Source organism: Paenibacillus sp. IHB B 3084, assembly GCF_001447315.1.
Lineage (GTDB): Bacteria > Bacillota > Bacilli > Paenibacillales > Paenibacillaceae > Paenibacillus.
Genome location: NZ_CP013203.1, coordinates 1,474,173 through 1,494,060, shown reverse-complemented (window position 1 = coordinate 1,494,060; position 19,888 = coordinate 1,474,173). Strand labels below are relative to the sequence as shown.

The 19,888-nt window shown below is 44.8% G+C and carries 17 protein-coding genes and 4 pseudogenes; 11 read left to right on the top strand and 10 right to left on the bottom strand.

The genetic code is table 11. The annotated features are described in order from the left end of the window. Window positions 1–86: 86 nt before the first annotated feature. Together ASL14_RS06975 and ASL14_RS06970 are read right to left on the bottom strand one after the other, a co-directional pair. Window positions 87–1,037, bottom strand: a complete 951-nt coding sequence (locus ASL14_RS06975; RefSeq protein WP_134911013.1) for an ABC transporter permease — start codon at window positions 1,035–1,037, stop codon at window positions 87–89. 1 nt (window position 1,038) lies between these two features. Next, a complete protein-coding gene (locus ASL14_RS06970) occupies window positions 1,039–1,965 on the bottom strand; it encodes an ABC transporter permease (RefSeq protein WP_134911012.1) in 927 nt (308 codons plus the stop codon). A 318-nt stretch (window positions 1,966–2,283) separates the two neighbouring features. Here ASL14_RS06970 and ASL14_RS06965 point away from each other — a divergent pair, with 318 nt between their 5' ends. The 3 genes from ASL14_RS06965 to ASL14_RS06955 are packed head-to-tail and all read left to right on the top strand — an operon-like array spanning window position 2,284 to window position 4,516. Further along, window positions 2,284–3,048 (top strand): amino acid ABC transporter substrate-binding protein, encoded by a 765-nt coding sequence (locus ASL14_RS06965; protein WP_134911011.1) that lies wholly within the window; start codon window positions 2,284–2,286, stop codon window positions 3,046–3,048. A 40-nt stretch (window positions 3,049–3,088) separates the two neighbouring features. Next, the gene (locus ASL14_RS06960) at window positions 3,089–3,748 is read left to right on the top strand and encodes an amino acid ABC transporter permease (RefSeq protein ID WP_025683112.1); all 660 of its coding nucleotides are present in this window, start codon (window positions 3,089–3,091) and stop codon (window positions 3,746–3,748) included. Between the two features lie 15 nt (window positions 3,749–3,763). Continuing rightward, entirely contained in the window at window positions 3,764–4,516 is a 753-nt protein-coding gene (locus tag ASL14_RS06955; RefSeq protein WP_134911010.1) for an amino acid ABC transporter ATP-binding protein, read from the top strand. Window positions 4,517–4,902: 386 nt separating this feature from the next. Here ASL14_RS06955 and ASL14_RS06950 read toward each other — a convergent pair whose 3' ends face one another. Then, window positions 4,903–5,244 (bottom strand): winged helix-turn-helix transcriptional regulator, encoded by a 342-nt coding sequence (locus ASL14_RS06950; RefSeq protein ID WP_134911009.1) that lies wholly within the window; start codon window positions 5,242–5,244, stop codon window positions 4,903–4,905. A 105-nt stretch (window positions 5,245–5,349) separates the two neighbouring features. Here ASL14_RS06950 and ASL14_RS06945 point away from each other — a divergent pair, with 105 nt between their 5' ends. Beyond that, a complete protein-coding gene (locus tag ASL14_RS06945) occupies window positions 5,350–5,742 on the top strand; it encodes a RidA family protein (RefSeq protein WP_134911008.1) in 393 nt (130 codons plus the stop codon). Window positions 5,743–6,234: 492 nt separating this feature from the next. Here ASL14_RS06945 and ASL14_RS06940 read toward each other — a convergent pair whose 3' ends face one another. Then, window positions 6,235–6,525 (bottom strand): DUF6809 family protein, encoded by a 291-nt coding sequence (locus ASL14_RS06940; RefSeq protein ID WP_134914431.1) that lies wholly within the window; start codon window positions 6,523–6,525, stop codon window positions 6,235–6,237. 326 nt (window positions 6,526–6,851) lie between these two features. Here ASL14_RS06940 and ASL14_RS06935 point away from each other — a divergent pair. Then, window positions 6,852–7,007, top strand: a pseudogene (locus ASL14_RS06935) (helix-turn-helix domain-containing protein); the annotation flags it as partial. 63 nt (window positions 7,008–7,070) lie between these two features. Here the strand turns inward: ASL14_RS06935 and ASL14_RS06930 are convergent. Further along, window positions 7,071–7,184 (bottom strand): annotated as a pseudogene (locus tag ASL14_RS06930) (GNAT family N-acetyltransferase); the annotation flags it as partial. Between the two features lie 412 nt (window positions 7,185–7,596). Here ASL14_RS06930 and ASL14_RS06925 point away from each other — a divergent pair. Continuing rightward, window positions 7,597–8,232, top strand: coding sequence for a glycoside hydrolase family 11 protein (locus tag ASL14_RS06925; RefSeq protein ID WP_134911007.1), 636 nt, complete (start codon window positions 7,597–7,599; stop codon window positions 8,230–8,232). Between the two features lie 290 nt (window positions 8,233–8,522). Then, on the top strand, window positions 8,523–9,362 hold the full coding sequence (locus ASL14_RS06920) for a formylglycine-generating enzyme family protein (protein WP_134911006.1): 840 nt from the start codon (window positions 8,523–8,525) through the stop codon (window positions 9,360–9,362). Window positions 9,363–9,778: 416 nt separating this feature from the next. On the opposite strand, the gene ASL14_RS06915 is transcribed toward ASL14_RS06920, so the two are convergent. Then, window positions 9,779–11,131 (bottom strand): MATE family efflux transporter, encoded by a 1,353-nt coding sequence (locus ASL14_RS06915; RefSeq protein WP_134911005.1) that lies wholly within the window; start codon window positions 11,129–11,131, stop codon window positions 9,779–9,781. A 138-nt stretch (window positions 11,132–11,269) separates the two neighbouring features. On the opposite strand from ASL14_RS06915, the gene ASL14_RS06910 reads away from it, so the two are divergent. Continuing rightward, on the top strand, window positions 11,270–11,956 hold the full coding sequence (locus tag ASL14_RS06910) for a TetR/AcrR family transcriptional regulator (protein ID WP_134911004.1): 687 nt from the start codon (window positions 11,270–11,272) through the stop codon (window positions 11,954–11,956). Between the two features lie 591 nt (window positions 11,957–12,547). Here the strand turns inward: ASL14_RS06910 and ASL14_RS06905 are convergent. After that, window positions 12,548–13,813 carry an IS110 family RNA-guided transposase gene (locus ASL14_RS06905; RefSeq protein ID WP_134911003.1) on the bottom strand — a complete coding sequence of 422 codons (1,266 nt, stop codon included), beginning with the start codon at window positions 13,811–13,813 and terminating at the stop codon, window positions 12,548–12,550. Between the two features lie 308 nt (window positions 13,814–14,121). Here ASL14_RS06905 and ASL14_RS06900 point away from each other — a divergent pair. Continuing rightward, a pseudogene (locus tag ASL14_RS06900) lies at window positions 14,122–14,501 on the top strand (winged helix-turn-helix transcriptional regulator). Window positions 14,502–14,547: 46 nt separating this feature from the next. On the opposite strand, the gene ASL14_RS06895 reads toward ASL14_RS06900, so the two are convergent. Beyond that, window positions 14,548–15,618, bottom strand: coding sequence for an SDR family oxidoreductase (locus tag ASL14_RS06895; RefSeq protein WP_134911002.1), 1,071 nt, complete (start codon window positions 15,616–15,618; stop codon window positions 14,548–14,550). 459 nt (window positions 15,619–16,077) lie between these two features. Here ASL14_RS06895 and ASL14_RS06890 point away from each other — a divergent pair, with 459 nt between their 5' ends. Together ASL14_RS06890 and ASL14_RS06885 are read left to right on the top strand one after the other, a co-directional pair. Then, window positions 16,078–16,347 carry a hypothetical protein gene (locus ASL14_RS06890; RefSeq protein WP_223264231.1) on the top strand — a complete coding sequence of 90 codons (270 nt, stop codon included), beginning with the start codon at window positions 16,078–16,080 and terminating at the stop codon, window positions 16,345–16,347. Window positions 16,348–16,549: 202 nt separating this feature from the next. Further along, window positions 16,550–17,467: a prenyltransferase/squalene oxidase repeat-containing protein gene (locus tag ASL14_RS06885; protein WP_134911001.1), complete on the top strand. Its 918-nt coding sequence runs from the start codon at window positions 16,550–16,552 to the stop codon at window positions 17,465–17,467. Window positions 17,468–17,835: 368 nt separating this feature from the next. Here ASL14_RS06885 and ASL14_RS06880 read toward each other — a convergent pair whose 3' ends face one another. Next, window positions 17,836–18,687 (bottom strand): aldo/keto reductase, encoded by an 852-nt coding sequence (locus tag ASL14_RS06880; protein WP_134911000.1) that lies wholly within the window; start codon window positions 18,685–18,687, stop codon window positions 17,836–17,838. 384 nt (window positions 18,688–19,071) lie between these two features. After that, window positions 19,072–19,354 (bottom strand): annotated as a pseudogene (locus ASL14_RS27875) (GNAT family N-acetyltransferase); the annotation flags it as partial. Window positions 19,355–19,888: the final 534 nt, after the last annotated feature.

The following is a 19,888-nucleotide window of genomic DNA, read 5'->3' as shown; positions in this document are numbered from 1 at the left end:
AGGAACTGCCGTTGGTTCTGCTGTTGGGCGAGAAATTGCGGATCATAGTAGACACCCCTCCTTGTTCCATTTGTAAATCCCTGTTTTTAATGCTGTGAACGTGGATCAAGCGCATCCTGAAGCCCGTCTCCGAGCGTGTTGAACGCCAGCATGGTGAGCGAGATCATCAGTCCGGGGAAGAACAGGCGCCACCATTGTCCGCTTAAAATGACCCCGAGTGAATCGTTAGCCATCGTCCCCCAACTGGCGGAAGGAGATTGAATCCCCAGACCGAGAAAGCTCAGGAACGATTCAGCAAAAATAGCCGAGGGGATGGTGAACGTCAGATTCACGATAATGATCGCTGCTGCATTCGGCAGCAAATGCCTGAAAATAATGCGCGAATGGGAGGTTCCCAAACTACGGGCGGCTAACACATATTCCTGCTGCTTGAGCTGTAAAATTTGCCCCCGAACGACACGGGCCATACCCACCCATCCGGTGATGGATAGGGCAATAATCATCGTGAGCAGCCCCGGCTTCATAATGACCAGCAACAAAATGATGACCAGCAAATAAGGGATGCTGTACAAAATCTCAATGATACGCATCAGGCTGCTGTCAATCCGGTCGCCCGTTTTGCCGCGTCCCGCACAATATCCGGCTATACAGCCGACGAGAATGCCAAGCACCAAATCAATGGCGGCAGCGGCAAAGCCGATCATCAGCGAGATTCTCGCCCCGGCCCAGGTCCGTGCCCATACGTCTCTTCCCAGATCATCCGTACCAAACCAATGCTCTCCCGAAGGAGGAAGGTTCGTCTTTAATAGGGATTGGTCGCTAGGGGCATAAGGTACCATGGAAGGTCCGGCAATTGCCAGCGCGATAATAATGATAAGTAAGGTAAGCCCCAGTAGAGAGAGCTTATTGTTAAAAAGTCTGCGAAGCCGATCCCGCCATAGTGATTCTTTGGGTCTGGACAATGTGGGGGCGGGTAACTGGCTGCGGTCAACGGGACTGAACAGGCTGTCCCTTTCGACAGTGGGTGCTGCTTTCATGTTAATCTCCTTTGCTGACTAATTTAATTCGCGGATCGACAAGACGATAGGAAATATCAATTAAAAATAAGGTAACGACCAGAATGGCACTGTAAAAAATGGTTGTGCCCATAATGACCGGATAATCCCGGTTAAATATACTGTCTACAAAGTATTTACCGATGCCGGGAATGGCGAATATCTTTTCCACAACAAAGGTACCTGTAATGACGGAAGCGAACAGGGGTCCGATGAAGGACAGCACGGGAATCAGTGCGTTGCGCAACCCGTGACGGATGACTATGGCCCAAGAGGATAGCCCTTTCGCCTTGGCGGTGCGTATGTACTCCTGATGCATCACTTCAAGCATGCTTGTCCGCATGAAGCGGGCAATGACGGCGAGAGGGGAAACGGCGAGAGCCAGCGATGGAAGCACCGTGTGCTGCCAGGTTCCCCAAGAGGCGACCGGGAGCAGATGCCATTTGACGGCCACATATTTGATTAAAAGCGGTGCCAAAATGAAGCTGGGTACGGAAATACCGACAATGGCAATAAACATCGAAATATAATCCAATGGTCGATTATGATGTAAAGCTGCCAGCGTTCCGAGCGCAATACCCGCAATAATCGCAACAACGATGGATTGAATGCCGAGCAATGCGGAAGGTGGAAAACCCCTGGCAATGAGCATGTTCACGTCCGTCGTTTTCGATTGAATAGATGGGCCCATATCCAGCACCAGCAAATTTTTCAGATACAATACATACTGCACGGCAAGCGGCTTGTCCAGATTATATCTGGCGCGCATGTTTTGCAGCACCGCTTCCGGAATCGTTTTAGAATCGTTCGAGAACGGGTCCCCCGGAATGATGTGCATGATGATAAACGTTAAAGTGACGATAATCCACAAGGTAACGAGCATCGTAAAAAGACGTTTTAAAATGTACATGGGGCTTTATTTCTCCTGTCTATCAAGCTGATTTACATACTATTGCTGCTAAATTTATGAAATAAATAAAAGTATATAAGAATACTAGGAAATGATAAAACGGTTTTGGCAACGTGTCAAGGTAAGGTTTTACATTATAGAACATTGGTCAAATTTCCGTCACAGGTTTTCCATTATTATAAGGCTAAGAATCCACTCCTTCCTCTCGACGAGTATCTTGCGGTATGTTATGATGATACTCTGATAACGTGTTAACGAACTAAAGCGTTTGCCGCCTGTCCTTTGGATAGGGAGGTTACCATTGCTGGAGGGAATAAAATGAAAAAAACAGCCATGTTCACAATGATGATTGGATTGATTATGATCGTTTTGGCCGGATGCTCCGGCGGCAAGGATAACAGCAAGCTGATTATCGGAATTGATGATAAATTTGCACCGATGGGTTTTAGAGATGAAAATAACGAGCTGACTGGCTTTGATATTGATTATGCCAAAGCGGCTGCGGAGCAAATGGGCAAGCAAGTGGAATTCCAGCCCATTGACTGGTCTGCCAAAGAATCCGAGCTGAACAGCGGCCGTATTGATCTGATTTGGAACGGATATACGATTACGGATGAGCGCAAGGAAAAGGTGCTGTTTACGAAGCCGTATCTGAAAAATAGTCAAGTAATCGCGATTCCGGTCAAGTCCAATCTCACGAAGCTGGACGATCTGGCGGGCAAAAACGTGGGTCTTCAAACATTGTCCTCGGCAGCCGATGCACTGGATGCGAATCCGATCAAGAGCAAGGTGAAGGTGTCTGAGTATCCCGATAATGTGCTCGCTTTGACCGACCTGAAAACCGGACGTCTGGATGCGGTTGTCATTGATGAAGTGGTAGCCAAATACTACATGTCCAAAGAGCCAGGAACGTATAAACTGCTTGGCGAATCGCTGGCCCCTGAGGAGTATGGTATCGGCGTGAAAAAAGGGAACGACGAGCTGCTAACGCAGTTACAATCCGCTTTGGATGAGCTGCACAAGAACGGCAAAGCCGCTGAAATTTCGAAAAAGTGGTTTGGTGAAGATAAAGTTTTGAATTAATATGTAGCGTATTGAACTAAGGGTTTAGGAGTCGAAGGTTATGAGTATGGATTATATTTTACGAATTATGAAGCCTATGCTCGAAGGGGCGCAGATGACGGTTATTTTATTTTTCATCACGCTCATCTTGTCCATTCCGCTGGGATTTATCGTTACGTTGCTGGCGAAAAGCCGAATTAAGCCTATTGCCTGGCTGATGCATACGTACATTTATGTTATACGCGGCACACCGCTTTTGCTGCAACTGCTGTTCTTTTGCTTTGGTCTGCCGATGTTGCCTGTGATCGGGGAGTATCTGGTTCTGGACCGGACAACGGCTGCGTTGCTGGCATTTGTGCTGAATTATGCGGCTTATTTTGCTGAGATTTTCAGAGGCGGGATGTTGTCGATTGATAAGGGACAATACGAAGCTTCACAAGTGCTGGGCCTGAGCAAGTCGCAGACGCTGATTCGAGTTATTGTGCCGCAAATGGTACGGATTGCTTTGCCTGCGGTCACGAATGAGGCGACAACACTGGTGAAAGATACGGCGTTGCTATATGCGGTAGCTGTACCGGAGCTGCTACATTTTGCGAATACGGCTGTGAACCGTGATTTTACGATTGTGCCTTATTTTGTAGCGGCTATGATCTATTTGTTGTTGGCTTTGGTGCTGACGCTATTCTTTAGAGCGCTGGAAAAACGTTTTAAATTCGAGTAAAAGGAATGTCGGGATATGAATACTAACGCAATAGAAGTAATCGATTTGAAAAAATCGTTCGGCAAGCTCAACGTTCTGAAAAGAGTGAGCTTTAACGTCAAGGCGGGTGAGGTCGTTGCGGTCATCGGCCCTTCTGGCTCGGGGAAAAGCACCATGCTTCGCAGTCTGGTTCATCTGGAAGATGTGACGGGCGGGACGATCCGCATCCATGATAAAGCATTGGTGGAAAATGGTCAGTACGCCCCGGCAGGCGACATTAAGGGCATTACCACCGGGATGGGCATGGTATTCCAGCATTTTAATCTGTTCCCTCACTTGACGGTGCAGGATAATCTGGAGCTGGCTCCAAAGCTGGTGAAAAAAACGAGCAAGTCTGAGCTGCGTCGCCAAAGCGCGGAACTGCTGGCTAAAGTCGGCTTGGCGGATAAAGCGGATGCGTATCCGTCCCGACTGTCGGGCGGACAGAAGCAGCGTGTGGCGATTGCCCGGGCAATGATGATGAACCCCGATATTTTACTGTTCGACGAGCCGACCTCGGCCCTAGATCCCGAGCTGACGGGCGAGGTACTGCGGGTTATTAAAAAGCTGGCTGAGGAGCATATGACAATGGTCATTGTGACCCACGAAATGAACTTTGCGAGAGATGTGGCGGATCGTGTCATTTTTATGGACAATGGAGAAATTGCGGAATCCGGTACACCGGAGCAGATATTCGGCAATCCGCAGCTAGAGCGGACAAAGGTATTTTTGAATCGGGTGGGGGATTAAAAATATAGTTGTTCTCAGGAGAGGCGCTGCGCGTGCAGATTGTTCTTCCGATCGCTGTTATCCCCGGATTTTTTTCATTGGAATAGAAATTTAAAGGTGAAAATCCGGGGATAAAGGCGAACGCTCCGCTTCTTCAGAACAATTCTGCCCGCTCCGCTCACCGACCACCTGTGCAAGTAACATATTTTTAAGCAGGTAGTATAGGCACGTATCAGGTCGTTAAGTCGACCCCGCCGTGGTCAAGGAACGACTGGCCCAATATCGAGCGGCAGAAGCGAAATAAAAGGATTCGTACAAAGTAAAGCACTTCAAGGCAAAAGATGACTTCTGCCGTTTGAGGTGCTTTTTTCTGAACTCATATACCGGGAGCAATTAGAAAACTGGATTTAATTATTTTGGTTTTTTACTCCCCACTCACATAACCCTTCCAAAGTAGGTAATAGTGTTTCCGCTTTATCTGTGAGACGGTACTCGACTTTAGGGGGAACTTGGGGATACTCTTTCCGATTCACCATACCATCTGCTTCCAATTCTTTAAGCTGTGAACTCAATGTTTTATAAGTAATAGCTCCTATCTGTCTTTTCAGATCATTAAAGCGAACCGGTTGGTTTTCTGCTAGGAGGTAAATAATAACCATCTTCCATTTCCCACCAATAACTGACAATGTATAACCAAAAGGGGTGTCTTGAATATTTTTAACTTTACCTTTATATTCAGCCATACTCATATTTATACTATCCTTTCCGGTAGTATCTATCAAAATAGTGCGTACTACTTTTTTATTTGCGTTCATTTTATACTAACATTACTTTGAAATAAAGGAGAGAAAAAAATGACTAATGCCATAACCTACAATCACGGTGTTGCATGGGAAGAAGCTTTCGGCGTCACCCAAGGCTACAGCGTCAACGGCACCATCTACATTTCGGGACAATTTTCCCACGATATGCAGGGCGCGTTCGTTGGCGAGGGCGATATCGAGGCACAGACCCGGCAGACACTGGAGAATCTCGATCTCGTGCTGGCGGAATTTGGTGTCACGAGATCGAACATCGCTGAGGTCGAGATCTATCTGACAAACCCGCAAGAGCATTTCGAGCAGTGCGTCGTTCTGTTGAAGGAGTATGTGGGAGACCATCGACCAGCCGCCACCCTCATCGGTGTGTCGGGTCTGGCGTTCCCTCACCAACTGGTTGAAATCCGCGCCGTCGCACACACTGACTAATTCGGCCACTGCGGTCGGCGCAGCGCCGGGCGGTGGGCTTCGAGAAGGCGCGACCGCTATTGGTTAGAAGCAGAAGGGGCGTCGGATACTGAAATCCAGCACCATACGCTGGCGCAAAACTGCACTGCTCGCGGGGGAGTTTTACGCCAGAAAAACATTTAATTTAAAGAATCTGTCTGGAGAGATATCTATTTTAAATAAACTCATAAACAGAATTACAATGGAATAAAGATCGGCTTAATCATAAAAATACCCTCACGCACTTTATGTTCGTGAGGGTGTATTTTTATGTGGCAGCAAGTGCAACTATTCTGTTATACGCTTCCTCGTTTAACTAAACGAATTTAGTAGAAGCCGTCTGTCCTCATGAGAGTTTTTGCATATGAAGGGGCGACATAAGAATTCAAGGTAATTGTACGTTTTCCTCTTTATGTGTTTTTAATGAAACCATCCATTAAATGGTACGTTTATAACTGAGGACATTGTCAATCTTCACGGTTTATTACCATCCCCAAATTCCTTATCCCTGCTAAATACTTCAATCATCGTTAAGGCTCCCGTTTGATACCCGTGGATGAATGCTGCTGCGGAGTGCAGGGAGGTTGACTCGTTTAATAAATCAAATATGACTTCCATTTGCTCAAAATCGACTTCTGATAATTTATTTTTCAGCATCTCCATATGTTCACTAATTTTTTGATTCACTTTTTGAGACTCAGGATCGGTTGACTTTATTTGTTCATTGGGACGCCAATTCCCATAATACATATCCTCCAAAATCATTTTCATCATGCCTCTCTATGAAAAGTTAAGTGTTTTGTCCTCACGTGAATCGAGAATTCCCTTATGCGCTGTTCATCCCTTAAGCACAGTTTACAGCATACGATGGATGCATATTGATATTTATGCGTTATTCGCATAAAGTTTTTTTAGTGTATAAGCTGAGTTGCAAATGTACATGAGGCGCCACTACGCGGTCGGATGGTGCTTCCCATCGCTGTTATGCCCGGATTTCTTAATCAAGCAAGAAGGTTGAAATCCGGGCACAAAGGCGAACGCTATCGCTTGTACAGAACCATTCCGCCCACTTCGTTCTTGTTCAACTTGGTGCTGACTTCTTACAAATCTCACAAACAACCTATTCCCGATATGAAAATGGGAACCTGGACGTCCCAAGTGTTGTCTTGATCAAATTGGCGGATTTCCACAAGGTGAGTATCGACTTTATTCTTGATCAGACAGATAATCCTAAACGTTACAGGTAAAAAGGCATAACATGCACAGCAAAAAAGCTCCCGTGATGATTCACAGGAGGTTTTTTGCTGGAATTATTCATTAAGTCGTCCCATCATAACTGTGTTGTGGTACTTACCGTCGGCCAAAATTTTGTCCTTTTTTAATATGCCTTCGTTCTCAAACCCCATTTTTTTATACTGAATTGCACTCCTTAAAATAGACATTGGAAAAGCCCGTATGGGAAACCGATGGGATTCCCCCCAGTTGCCAATGGCAACTTCTTTAGTTTTACGATTAAATGAATATCTAAAAAATCCGACATAAAAATAGATTCGCATATTGCTCGAATTAATTAAAAGCAGCGAAGACCTTCTTCCAACGTTACGAAACCCGATTACCCTTCAACGGCTTCTATAAATTTCAAAGAAAGCTAAACATAATAGAGTTAAAGCTTTAATTTGCTAGGTTTTTATGTAAGCGCTATCATTCTATAATTTACTCAGAAAGGAGGTAAAAGTAAAAAAAACGGGATATGGCACGGATAAGTGATGTACTGCAAAGAGAATCAACCAACAAGCAGGTGTATGGGACAAACACAAAAATTTTAGGAGGTAAAGTATGTTTAAGTTTAGTACGAAAATGATGACAGTAGTTCTTGCAGCTTCCATGAGTTTTGGGTTATTTGCAACAACCTCAAGTGCAGCGACAGACTATTGGCAAAATTGGACCGATGGCGGCGGGACGGTCAATGCTGTTAATGGATCAGGCGGTAATTACAGCGTGACATGGCAAAATACCGGGAATTTTGTTGTCGGCAAAGGCTGGACTACCGGATCACCAAACAGAACGATTAACTACAATGCTGGCGTCTGGGCGCCGTCTGGCAATGGGTATTTGACTCTCTACGGGTGGACGAGAAACGCACTCATCGAATATTACGTCGTTGATAGCTGGGGGACTTATCGACCTACCGGAACGTATAAAGGTACGGTGACCAGTGATGGGGGCACATATGACATCTATACGACAATGCGATACAACGCACCTTCCATTGACGGCACACAAACGTTTGCTCAGTACTGGAGTGTTCGACAGTCGAAGAGAGCGACCGGGGGCAACTCCACGATCACTTTCAGCAACCACGTGAACGCATGGGCGAGCAAAGGAATGAATCTGGGAAGTAGCTGGTCTTACCAGGTGTTGGCGACAGAGGGGTATCAGAGTAGCGGGAGCTCTAACGTAACGGTGTGGTAACCAATCAACTGCAAGCTGTTCAACGAACAGGCGCGGTTGGGACGTCTCACGGGATAAGCGGGTTTTGAGAGTTGTCTGATAGATAGGGTTTAAATGAATCGATCATGGAGGACTCACCGAGCCCTAAGCATTGTAGACAGGCCGATGACCGTTCCCCTCCAGTCTATCCGTCAGTGCGGATGCGTTGTGGGCCGTTTCCTGCCAGGCGAACGGCCTTCGACGCTGCTGGAGGCGAGTTGCAGGCCGTTATGGCCTATCATTTTTCCTATCAGCTTAAAGGAGATATATCAATGAGAAAGCTATTCATGTTCCTTGTAATAGCAACAATGGTTGTGATCAGCGCTTGTTCACAAGATAAGCCTGAAAAAAAGGATGACCTTGTATACGTGGAAGGTGGGACTTTTCAGAATAACAAGTCCAACAACTCTGGAAAAAGCGTGACTCTATCGAACTTTTATATCGGCAAATATGAGGTAACTCAAAAAGAGTGGGTTGAAGTCATGGGAAGTAATCCCTCAGCATTCAAAGGCGACAATATGCCGGTAGAAATGGTGAGTTGGTATGACGTTGTGGAGTACTGTAATCAAAGAAGTATACGAGAGGGTTTAAAACCGTATTACAACATAGACAAGGAAAAGAAAGACCCGAATAATAAGAATGATAACGATAATATAAAATGGACAGCAACGATTAATGAGGGAGCTAACGGTTACCGATTGCCTACAGAAGTGGAGTGGGAATATGCTGCAGCTGGAGGTCAGGCGAGCAAGGGGTACACATACAGCGGAAGCAATAATGCCGACGAGGTTGCATGGTATTGGAAAAATGCCGGAGACAAATACTTATCTGGAGACTGGAACTGGCCTATCATAGAGAGCAACAATAATAAAACAAAATCGATCGGTACCCGAAAACCCAACGAGTTAGGAATTTACGATATGTCTGGCAACGTAAGGGAATGGTGCTGGGACTGGTACGGAGACTTGGATAGTCAAAGCGGTTCCTTCCGGGTTGTGAAGGGCGGCGGTTGGATCGGTAACGTCAGCAACAACGAGATATCTTTCCGAGGCAAGTTCGATGCGAATGGCTTTGGTCCCGATCAAGGGTTTCGTATAGCTCGTAGAGAATAGTCTAAACAAGGACAACAAACGAAGGTTAAACTAACGGGCAGTTTAGGTTAATACAGTTCTACCCCACCGAGTTGAAAAAAGAATAAAGTCGCTAATTTACCTAGAGTTCACTCTAGGTCTTATTAACACTCCTAGACAGACAAATAATTTCTTTGGGAATGGAGCGTTGAAAAGTGAAATATAAGGGACTAGGAGGCACGGGTTTGCTCGTCTCGAAGTTTGCGGTGGGAACGATGATCTTCGGAGGTAAGAACTTTCCGATGAGTGTGGCGATGGGGCGCTGGATAAGCAAGATCCTGCAGGTAGGGGGCATTTTCCTTTTTTAAATGACAATAGCCCTATTCCCCGTCCATGTACCTAAAAAAGAGAGGGTCGGGGAGTGTCCTTATCCTGCCTTCTTGCGTATTATATGTTTTCTACTGTACTAAATTATCCAAATCAGGCTGCAATTTGGTCCGCAGAACATACAGTATGATGGCACCAACAAGGAACGCGACGGCATCCGAAATGACAAGGGACCATACCACCCCGTGAAAGCCGTTCATTTGATTGGCGATAAACAACACAGGAATCAGAGTAATTCCTTGAATAATTGACATAATAAACGCGGCGGTTCCTTGCGCTGTTGCTTGGAAGATTCCGGTAAACAATGTGGTCATTCCTGTAATGAACAAGGATAGGAACGTCACATGTAGAATGTAGCTGCCCATTTCAATTAATTGCGAGTCATTTGTAAATAAACCAATTAAGTGGTCGGAAATCAAATAGACGATGATGCCGAATACGACTGCTAACGCCACAATCACTTTGATCGTAAATCCAATGGTTTGCTTCATGCGTAATTTATTCGCTGTAAAAGAGAAGGCAATCAACGGCACGACTCCCTCGCATAAGCCCATCAGAATAAACTCAGGAAATTGCAATAAACGTGATGAAATTCCATACCCAGCTATGGCCTGATCCCCATATTCGACAAGAAAAAGGTTAAGGATGAGCGACATTGCACCCAAGAAGACACTCATAACAAAGACGGGAACTCCGATTTTGAATACATTGCTCAGAATGTCCTTGGTAGCCTTAAACCATTTTATCGAGACGGTTAAGAATTGGCTCTTATATCCCATATGGAAGGCGTAAAATGCACTCGCAACCAAGTTAGAGATGACCGTAGCAGACGCAACGCCGATCACGTCCCAATGGAAGACAAAGATGACTAGCGCATCGAGAATAATATTTACAACAACACTGAGAATCATACCGATCATCGACGTGATTGCTGCACCTTCCGAGCGCACGATATTCTCCAGCGTGAAGAATAATATGACGAAAGGTGAACCAATAAGCATAATCGTCACATAGTCCTTTGTAAATCCGAAGGATTCAGGCGTTGCCCCCAGGCCATGAACGATTGGATCGATCAACGGGAGGCCAACGACCATCACAATAAGACCGAGAACTAAACTGCTGTAAAAGGCGAATGAAGACACATGCTTTACATCATCATATTTTTTCTCTCCTAGCAAACGGGAGATGAATGTACCGCTGCCCATGCCAATCAAATTGCCTAGCGCCATAATGATTGCGAATAACGGCAGGGTTAGTGCGAGTGCGGTTAACATAGCAGTATTGTGAAGTGTACCAAGGAAATAGGCATTCAAGATGGAATAAATGACACTCATTGACGTGCCTAGCATCATTGGTATAGCAAAGTGAGCTACGGCTTTTGCGACCGGTGCTTTTTCAAAGTAATGGAGGTTTTCTGCATCCATGCGAATCACTACTTTCTTTATTTATTTTGCCCTTCAGTCTAACACTGTTAGGTTGTGCCTTACAGTGTTAGATGGTATCATGAACCAATGAACCTGTAAAGCACAAACTTACACTGTTAGATAAAAGGGCGGATACCGATGAAAAAAAAACAGCCTCAAATTTCGGAGGATAAGATTTTGGAAACCTCGTGGGAGCTTCTTGGAGAGGAGGGCATCGAGAAATTCAGCATGAGACGATTGGCCGACAGGTTAGGGATTCAGGCTCCCTCTCTGTACTGGTACTTCAAGAGCAAACAGCATCTCTACCAGCGTCTGGCCAACCAGGTATCGAAAATGATTCTGGAGGAGTTCCACTCCGAGGGGGACTGGAAGGAGCAGCTGACGGGGCTTGCGGTAACGGTACGGAGCGTGCTCAGCCGATATCCCTGCTCCACGCAGCTCATGATGATGACGCTGCCCCACGAACCGGACATCATCCGGTTCACCAACCGTATGCTGCTCTGCGTGGAATCGACGCCGCTTGAGCAAGAGCAGAAAATGCAAGTGGTTACTACGCTTGTGAACTATGTCTTCTATTTCGTTCTAGACGATTATCAGCATGAGCGCAATGTCTCCGCTATCCTTAAGGACCAGGAAGCGCATCCGGGTGAGGAGATGATTCGCCTTCTGGACTCCATGAGCGAGACGGATGCGGGACTGTTTCGGAGGATGTTCACGAACGGGCTGTTCGAGCTGATGGGGACCGACGGAGCGTTTGAGTTCGGATTGAAGCTGATTCTGTTGGGGGTTGAGCAGGTGATAAAGGAGCAGGAAAGTAGTATGTAAAAACCGCCCATCGGGTTATTGGATGGGCGGTTTCAATTAGGTTTACGTTTACCCTAAATTGTTAGTGAATTTATAATCTTCTGCCTGTCTTTTTGTCCTTTGTAAACGTGATTTACTTGTATTAATCATCAAGATAGGAAATATGTATCTTTTTCTTTAGTAAATATCTTAATTTGATTAAAAAGCAGCCTATCACTACGGTAAGCTGTATTTATTAAACTCCCTCAATATGATTTAGTTTTCTCACTCAGGCTCATGAATTCGCAGGATTTCACCCTTAGCTAAGTGTGAGGTAAGAAGGAAACAGAGAAGGCGGTGGCTTGGAACAACTGTATGGGCATGCAAGAATAAAGGTGAGAGTATATCACCCAATTTGTTCCATATCCTGCACGTCTCCATGTCGCCCCTAGCGATTTTCACTCCCATGTCTCAACGGGTCTCATGCCCTTTCATTCCTTCGTCACATCTAACTAAGGGGTGGAGGTCGGTTTTTCTAACGGAACGGGTCCGAGCCCTTTTGCATAATGCCTCCCGATACTCCGTGCTTCTTGTCCATCCTGCGAATGCATCAACTGGCGAAAAATAACCTGTTTAAGCGGATTGCGGAAATACTTTAGCCGAACTGTAAGCTTCGCTGCTCTTAGCCAGGCCAACAAGCATTCGAGCCACTTTACCACATAATTTCATAATGGATTTCATTTTCTTGAGCTTTTTCACGTCTACATTGTAGTGGTGCAGGGCTCTAACATCCGGATTGGTCATGACCATACACATTGTCATGAGGTAGATAAAGCGCCTTAGTCGCGGTCGACCGCGCTTACTCAGCACCATTTTCCCACGCCATTTCCCGGAACTAGCCTCAGCCAGATTTAGACCCGCATGACGAAGCAAGGCATTTCCGTGTGCATAACCACTAAGATCACCAGCTTCTACTAACACACCGGCTAGACTGGTTACATTTACACCCCGAATGGTAAGTAACTTTTGGGCATAGGGAATGCGTTCTAATACGAGATGTGCTTCATGTGCAATCTGCTCAAGCTGGCGCTGAGCCAAATCATATTCTTCGAGAAGTTGATCCAAGTGAATCTTGTAGGCGTGTAGCGCCTTTGTTGCACCTACGCTGCGTTTAGCAAATGTAATAAGCTGCTCAGCCCGCTGCAAACCCGCATGACGCTTCACATATTGCTTCCAGCCGGCAATGACTTGCTCTGTCGTTAATCGGCTAATTTCCTTGGGGAGAGGAAACAGCCTTAACGTGGCAATGGCACTGGTACAAGTGAGGATTTTAAAGACATGCCGAAGTTCTGGGAAAACAATATCTACCCAGCGATGAATCTGGTTAACAGCGCTGTTAAGCCGTTTAGTAACCGTGTCACGATTGGCCATGAGAATCCGCAGCTCCTCGTAGGCTTCCGGGTTGAATCTTACGGGGGAATAGTAGCCGTTCTTGACCATATCCGCGATGACGAGCGCGTCTTTGCGGTCGCTCTTTGACGGGGTATTGTCTCGGTTTTCCTTATTCTTTTTGACAAGGTGGGGATTTACGAGGACGGCTTCAATTCCACGAGAAGAGAGCCAGCGAGCCAGGCTCAGCCAGTAGTGGCCGGTCGGTTCCATACCAACAATGATTTTGCTCAGCTTGTAAGACTTGAGCAGATCTTGAATCCAACGACCGAATAGTTGAAAGCCCTCGTCATAACTACCAAACTCTAACGGCGATCCCAAAGCAATTCCTCGAAAGCTGACCGCACGAGCGACGTGAGACTCCTGAGCAATATCTACGCCGACTACCAAATGTAATGAGGAAATGTTTTCAATGAGTTGATTTTGCTTCTCCTGAGCCTTAAACTTCATGGTAGAGCGACCTCCTGGATGATGGGCTTTTTGAGGCAATGACCTCGTGTGCAACCCCATCGTACCGAGGCGCTCGTTTTTGTGCAAAGGCCAAATTATTCATTCTACAGGAATTCTAACGGGTAACGATAGTTCAATAAGCATGAGTAGACGGTAGACGTAAAGTGGCTGTCGTTTTCTCAACTAACGGGCAGGATAGCGTAATATTTTGGTTGTAGTTATAATGTTTAATAGGGACATTTAATGGCTCCAATTCATCAGGAGTTACCAATGACCTGTGTCGAAATATTCGTAAAGGGGCAAGTTGTGTGAAAAAGACTGAAAAAATTTACAACACTGCAGTTGAGGCGACTTTAGAGGTAATTGGTGGGAAATGGAAACCTGTTATTCTCTTTCATTTGACATTCGGTAAGAAACGTAATAATGAATTTAAGAGCTTGATTCCCGCAATTACTCAAAAGATGTTAACGCAGCACCTTCGGGAGCTTGAAGAAGAGGGCGTCATCTTACGTATTTCCTATAATCAGGTACCACCTAGAGTTGAGTATGAGTTGACAGACTACGGCTGGAGTCTAAAGGAACTCCTACATCTGATGTGCCGTTGGGGGATTCGCATATAGAGAGAAAGTACGAGGGAAAGGCTACTGTTCTGGCTAATCCAATGCTTACAGACGTATATAACAGTTAAGAAACCGACCCAATACAAGGTCGGCTTTCTTATTTTATACGGTAGTTTACGGGATGACTTTACGCTTGCGGAAGTCGTTGAAGATGTTCATAAACATTGCTTCGGTATCGACGAATTCGTGAAAGCCTAAACGACGAGCCTTCGTTCCGTCGGCAAAAAAATCGTAATCCCATGCAAACACGAAATCGCCGAATGGCCAAGAGGATACATCTTTATAGGAATTCCGAGCAAGCCCATGTTTCTCAACCATTTTGTTCCAAAGCTGTTCCTTGTCCGCCATGACAACGTCCAGAGACATCTGCAACGGAGGCGCTGTTTCCATGCCAAAGTATTGAGCGATCTTCGGCCATAACTCATTCCAACGAAACAGATCGCCGTTCGTAATGTTGAATGCCTGATTCGCACAGCGCTCGTCGGTCGCCGCCCATACTGTTGCCTTTGCGAGAAGCCCCGCGTCTGTCATCTCCAAGAGGCTGTTGTAAGCTCCCGACTTACCTGGAAATCGCAAAGGGATTCCAAGTTCCTTCGAAATTGAAGCGTAAATCGCTATGACCATTGCGAGGTTCATCGGATTTCCAAGCGAGAAGCCGCAGACTACTGAAGGACGGAGTGCCGACCAAGTCCAAGCCTTACCTTTTTGCCGTTGTTCTAAGAAATCTTGCTGATCAATATTGAACTCAGGAGGCATGTGGTTGGCGTCTGTCTCACGAGCAGGAGTTTTGAACGGGCCGAGATGTGCGCCGTATACCTTGTATCCCTGCATCAGACTGACATGTTTCAAGCCCGACGCGATTGGTTCGATCACTTCTACGATGTTCACTAACATGGCAAGATTCGGTGGAACAAGTTCAGCCCAAGTTGGACGGTCTTGGTAAGCAGCATAAAAAATGTGTGTTACCCCAGTTAAATCGCTTAACTTCTCGTGAAGATCGTCTATATTGAGTAGATCCGCAGCCACATATTGAACATGGTTGCTAGATTCTCCACCGCGACGCGATACACCGATCACGTCCCAATCAGGAAGAGAGATGAGGTGATCAATGAGGTTGCGACCGATAACACCATTCGCACCTACGACCAAGGCGACTTTACGTGTTGTTGTAGATTCATTATTCATAGTGTTTCAGCTCCTTCTGTACTATTCTTTGTACAACATTATTTTGCATCAACTAACCATACATAGGAAGTACACACTTTTAAAGTGACATAAGCACTTTAAAGTAATCAAGGTATATTCAGACGAAAAGAAGTCAGTCAACTCTCTCTTTTCTTTCTTAATCATTATGGTAGATGGTATACTCGACTGCAGGCATGATTCGGCAGTCTATTCAGCTAACGGGCGGGTTAGTTTCAATATGTTGTAGTATGCTGGTGTATAGCTACATTTATTGATTTTCTTAACTTAGGAGGTTATCAAGAATGCCTTATCCGATGGTCCATTTTGCGATAGCTGGGGTATTTTGCTCATATCTATGCGGACATAAGATGGACGGAAACAGTTTATTCGAATTTTGAACGTGAGTACCGAGGAAAAAAAGATGAAATAAGAAAAGTTTATAATATTGAGTCAAATCAGGTGGAATTTAATTTAATTAGGAGAAAAGAATGGGCTGAAGCCGTTCTCAACAAGCTCTATGTAGGAAATGCGTATAGTATTGAACCATTGTTAACTCAAATTGAAGTAAGCCAATACCGAGATATACAACTACAGTGGCTACGCAATAAGGACAATGAACCCCAGATTACCCCAATTTATTTAAAAGAAGATGTGGTTAAGAGTTTTGTTACAAAGACATCACATGAGCTTAACGACTTATATAAAGAATGGGGAATCGAGTCTCTCTAAGCAAGATATATTTGAGCTAACGGGACACGGTAGTTGAATATCACGCATTGTTGAGCAGGCGTTACAATCTGCTCTTTTTATTAAACTAACGGGCAGGATAGTTTAATAACATATCGAATTTTTTAAGAGTGGAAGGGTATACGAGGTGAGGCGTTGCTTAACTGAAGCGTGAAGTAGAGGTAATCAAAAAGGAGATACCCAGATGGAAACAAATCAAAATATTCGTTTAGCAATCGAAGAATCTATACAGTTCCTTGAATCTACTCCGCATTTGGGGATGACTCACGGCGAGTGCAGCCGTCGAAAATGGGATGGAGCTTGGTGGCATATGGGTGCTCTTTATGAAATGGGAGAGGTGAAACTAATTCCCGAGTCTGCTATTGTCGGAGCAAAATATTTACTCGAAACTCAGGTCTGGCCGACCTTCATCATATCCGCCGATGACCATCCAACAAGTGAAAGTGATAAGATGAAGATGGATTGCTGCCATTGTGAACTTGCCGTATACTATAAGATTCTAATGGCGTATGGCTGTGATTTGGACAAGGAACTGCCTTGGATTCGCGAATGGCTCTTAAAGCATCAGTTACCTGATGGCGGGCTGAACTGCGACCCTGAAGCTTATACTCATTCTAAAAAGAGCTCTATTGTTTCAACACTTCCTCCGCTTGAAGCTATCTTATGGCATACAGACCGTGAATTTACTGAACAGGAAGCCGTTTTCTTAGATGAAGGCGCACGTTATTTAATTGAGCATCGTCTTGTATGTTCTAAACAAAATAGAAGCGTCATCGATATGGAATGGCTGAAGCCTTGCTTTCCGAGGTTTTTTGAATATGATATATTACGCGGCATGTCCTTCTTGGCAGAATGGTCCCGACGTAGGAACAAAACGCTGCCGGTCGGGCTGCTTATTGAAGGATTGGAACGATTGAACATCTTCAAGGAAACAGGAGGCTTGCGAATCGGTAGACAAGTCTTTGATCCACAAGGCCCGTGGGGTGGGCAACCCTTTCCCTTGTTAGAAGCAGTGGCTGGCATTGGTGACGTTTCGCCTTATCTAACCAGACAGTTGGATCGAGTTATCGAACGATTGGGACCGGAGTATACCTATGCATAAAGACTTCCTTTAGAAGGGAGCTCATGGTGGAAGAGGAACGGACCAGGATGAGGAAGGCTTAGAGGGGAAAGTTGCAAATTTCAAATATGTAAAATGATTGTCTAAACACTGATTGAAGCCGTAAAACGGGAAGCAAAAGAAGAGGTCTTTGTTGAGGCAACTCAATAAACTAAACCATGAGGCTGCCGTGGATTGAATGGCAGCCTTGTTACGCTAACGGGCAGATTAGCTTAATAAATACATTGATACCGCAAACGAAAAAGAGAGTAGATTTCCTTAGGGCATCTACTCCATGCTTTTAACGTTATTGTTAAATTGTTGGTTCTTTTGGCGTAATCAAAACCTACGGGTGATCTTTTGAAAGATGGTTAGATATCGAGTTTACGGGTACCGATCCATTTCACCATGTCAGGATCGCGATGTGAAAAGAACAGGCTTTGTTTCGTATCTAACGTAGTAATCGACTCCATATCCTCTTGGCTTAACTCAAAGTCAAAGATATCGAAGTTTTCGATAATTCTCTCTTTACGAACAGACTTTGGAATCACAACAACTTCTCTTTGTGTCAACCAACGTAAAACCACCTGAGCAACGGATTTATTATACTTTTCAGCTATGGATACCAATATTTCATTCTGGAACAAGTTATTTTTCCCTTCAGCGAAAGGTGCCCAGGATTCGATCTGAACATTATTCTCTTTCATGAATTTTGCATTTTCGATTTGCTGGTTGAATGGGTGCGTTTCAACCTGGTTTACGGCAGGAACTACTTCATTATGAATAATCAAATCGATCAGGCGATCCTCATGGAAGTTACTAACGCCGATTGCACGGACCTTTCCTTCACGATACAATTCCTCCGTAGCGCGCCAAGAACCAAACACATCTCCATATGGCTGGTGAATTAAATACAAATCCAAATAATCCAACTGCAATCTTTCCAGTGATTTTTCAAATGCCTTTTTTGTACGCTCATAACCAGTATCCTGAACCCAAAGTTTCGTAGTGATAAATAACTCCTCTCTTGTCACGCCACTACGTTTGATTGCTCTGCCAACTGCTTCTTCATTTAAATAAGAGGCAGCGGTATCAATCAGCCGATAGCCTGCCATAATAGCGTCATAAACGCTTTGTTGACATTCATTTGCATCTTGGATCTGATAAACACCAAAACCGAGTATAGGCATCTCAACCCCATTGTTCAAAGTTACTTTTTGCATATAAAATCCTCCAGTATTTTTAATTATTATGTGTAAATCAACTCAATCCATATTCAAAACAGACACCTACTTCACATCCTTATTATGCACCAGATGACAAAGCGATCGTTATCCCGTTCGTGTCAAATGTTTGCCTAATCCTCTCACTACCACTTATTTAACAGATAAATATGGACTATAATCGAACTATAAAGAATGACGGCATGGGGAGGACCAAATATCTGAAATAATCACTAAGCAGCAAAATGAACTTGCCAAAATGATTAAACGTTATGCAGAAACCGATGGTGTTCACGCTACTGTATTCCGTCATTAGTTTTCATACGCGACTCTAATGCATCCGTGCCACGTCATGGAGTTTACAAACCTTCCTTTTGGTTTTTATACGCAGACTCCAAATTCTACTTTATGAGCCAATCTATTTAAATAAATACCTTCGCATCTTGAAAACCCCATGATTCGATCACCCACTACAGCAACTAAAAAAAAAATTCTCGGTTTCACGGTGTCCGTTTGTATAATCTGATCAAACCCCGGTATATCTAAAAATGCCTCCCTTGCTCTCTATCTAAATTTCCTGTCTCTCCATCATCTGTAATCTTAATTCAGATAAATCTGTCGTAGCTTTGTTGATTGCCGATCTAACAGTATAATGCAGCCCATTCACATAAAATTCTCACTAGTTTATGACCATGATTTACTCCATTCCTTTTGAGTTGATGTGTTCGACTTTTTCTGTACAAACCAAGAAGCTGTAAGCCTTCTTGCCGCTCCGCACTTGCAGCTCCCTGTCACCCCAATTCCCTAAAAAGGGCGATGACTTTACGGTGGTTGGTCAGCGGAGCGGGCAGAATTGTTTGGAGAAGCGGAGCGTTCGGCTAAAAGCTTTCCAAAGGAAAGCTCGCATCGTAAGCATAAGCTATCCCCGGATTTTCCCCTTTAATTCCTATTCCAATGAAGAAATCTGGGGATAACAGCAATCGGAAGAACCATCTGCACGCGTAGCGCTCGCTACTCACTGCTGTAACTCCTCCCCCTATTAGGTTGAAATCCTATATAAATCGGTTGAAAATGTTGATTTTACCAATGGACAAGGATTTGTACAATGGAGTTGTAACGCTTACATTGCCGAGGAGGTTGCGATGAAATGAAAAGAATTCAGGCGATTGGCAAGCAAATCAGGACCCCAAGATCCAAAAGG

Coding starts and splice junctions, on each gene's coding strand:
- ASL14_RS06975 (WP_134911013.1), bottom strand. CDS start 1,037: ATGAAAGCAGCACCCACTGTCGAAAGGGACAGCCTGTTCAGTCCCGTT.
- ASL14_RS06970 (WP_134911012.1), bottom strand. CDS start 1,965: ATGTACATTTTAAAACGTCTTTTTACGATGCTCGTTACCTTGTGGATT.
- ASL14_RS06965 (WP_134911011.1), top strand. CDS start 2,284: ATGAAAAAAACAGCCATGTTCACAATGATGATTGGATTGATTATGATC.
- ASL14_RS06960 (WP_025683112.1), top strand. CDS start 3,089: ATGAGTATGGATTATATTTTACGAATTATGAAGCCTATGCTCGAAGGG.
- ASL14_RS06955 (WP_134911010.1), top strand. CDS start 3,764: ATGAATACTAACGCAATAGAAGTAATCGATTTGAAAAAATCGTTCGGC.
- ASL14_RS06950 (WP_134911009.1), bottom strand. CDS start 5,244: ATGAGTATGGCTGAATATAAAGGTAAAGTTAAAAATATTCAAGACACC.
- ASL14_RS06945 (WP_134911008.1), top strand. CDS start 5,350: ATGACTAATGCCATAACCTACAATCACGGTGTTGCATGGGAAGAAGCT.
- ASL14_RS06940 (WP_134914431.1), bottom strand. CDS start 6,525: ATGATTTTGGAGGATATGTATTATGGGAATTGGCGTCCCAATGAACAA.
- ASL14_RS06925 (WP_134911007.1), top strand. CDS start 7,597: ATGTTTAAGTTTAGTACGAAAATGATGACAGTAGTTCTTGCAGCTTCC.
- ASL14_RS06920 (WP_134911006.1), top strand. CDS start 8,523: ATGAGAAAGCTATTCATGTTCCTTGTAATAGCAACAATGGTTGTGATC.
- ASL14_RS06915 (WP_134911005.1), bottom strand. CDS start 11,131: ATGGATGCAGAAAACCTCCATTACTTTGAAAAAGCACCGGTCGCAAAA.
- ASL14_RS06910 (WP_134911004.1), top strand. CDS start 11,270: ATGAAAAAAAAACAGCCTCAAATTTCGGAGGATAAGATTTTGGAAACC.
- ASL14_RS06905 (WP_134911003.1), bottom strand. CDS start 13,813: ATGAAGTTTAAGGCTCAGGAGAAGCAAAATCAACTCATTGAAAACATT.
- ASL14_RS06895 (WP_134911002.1), bottom strand. CDS start 15,618: ATGAATAATGAATCTACAACAACACGTAAAGTCGCCTTGGTCGTAGGT.
- ASL14_RS06885 (WP_134911001.1), top strand. CDS start 16,550: ATGGAAACAAATCAAAATATTCGTTTAGCAATCGAAGAATCTATACAG.
- ASL14_RS06880 (WP_134911000.1), bottom strand. CDS start 18,687: ATGCAAAAAGTAACTTTGAACAATGGGGTTGAGATGCCTATACTCGGT.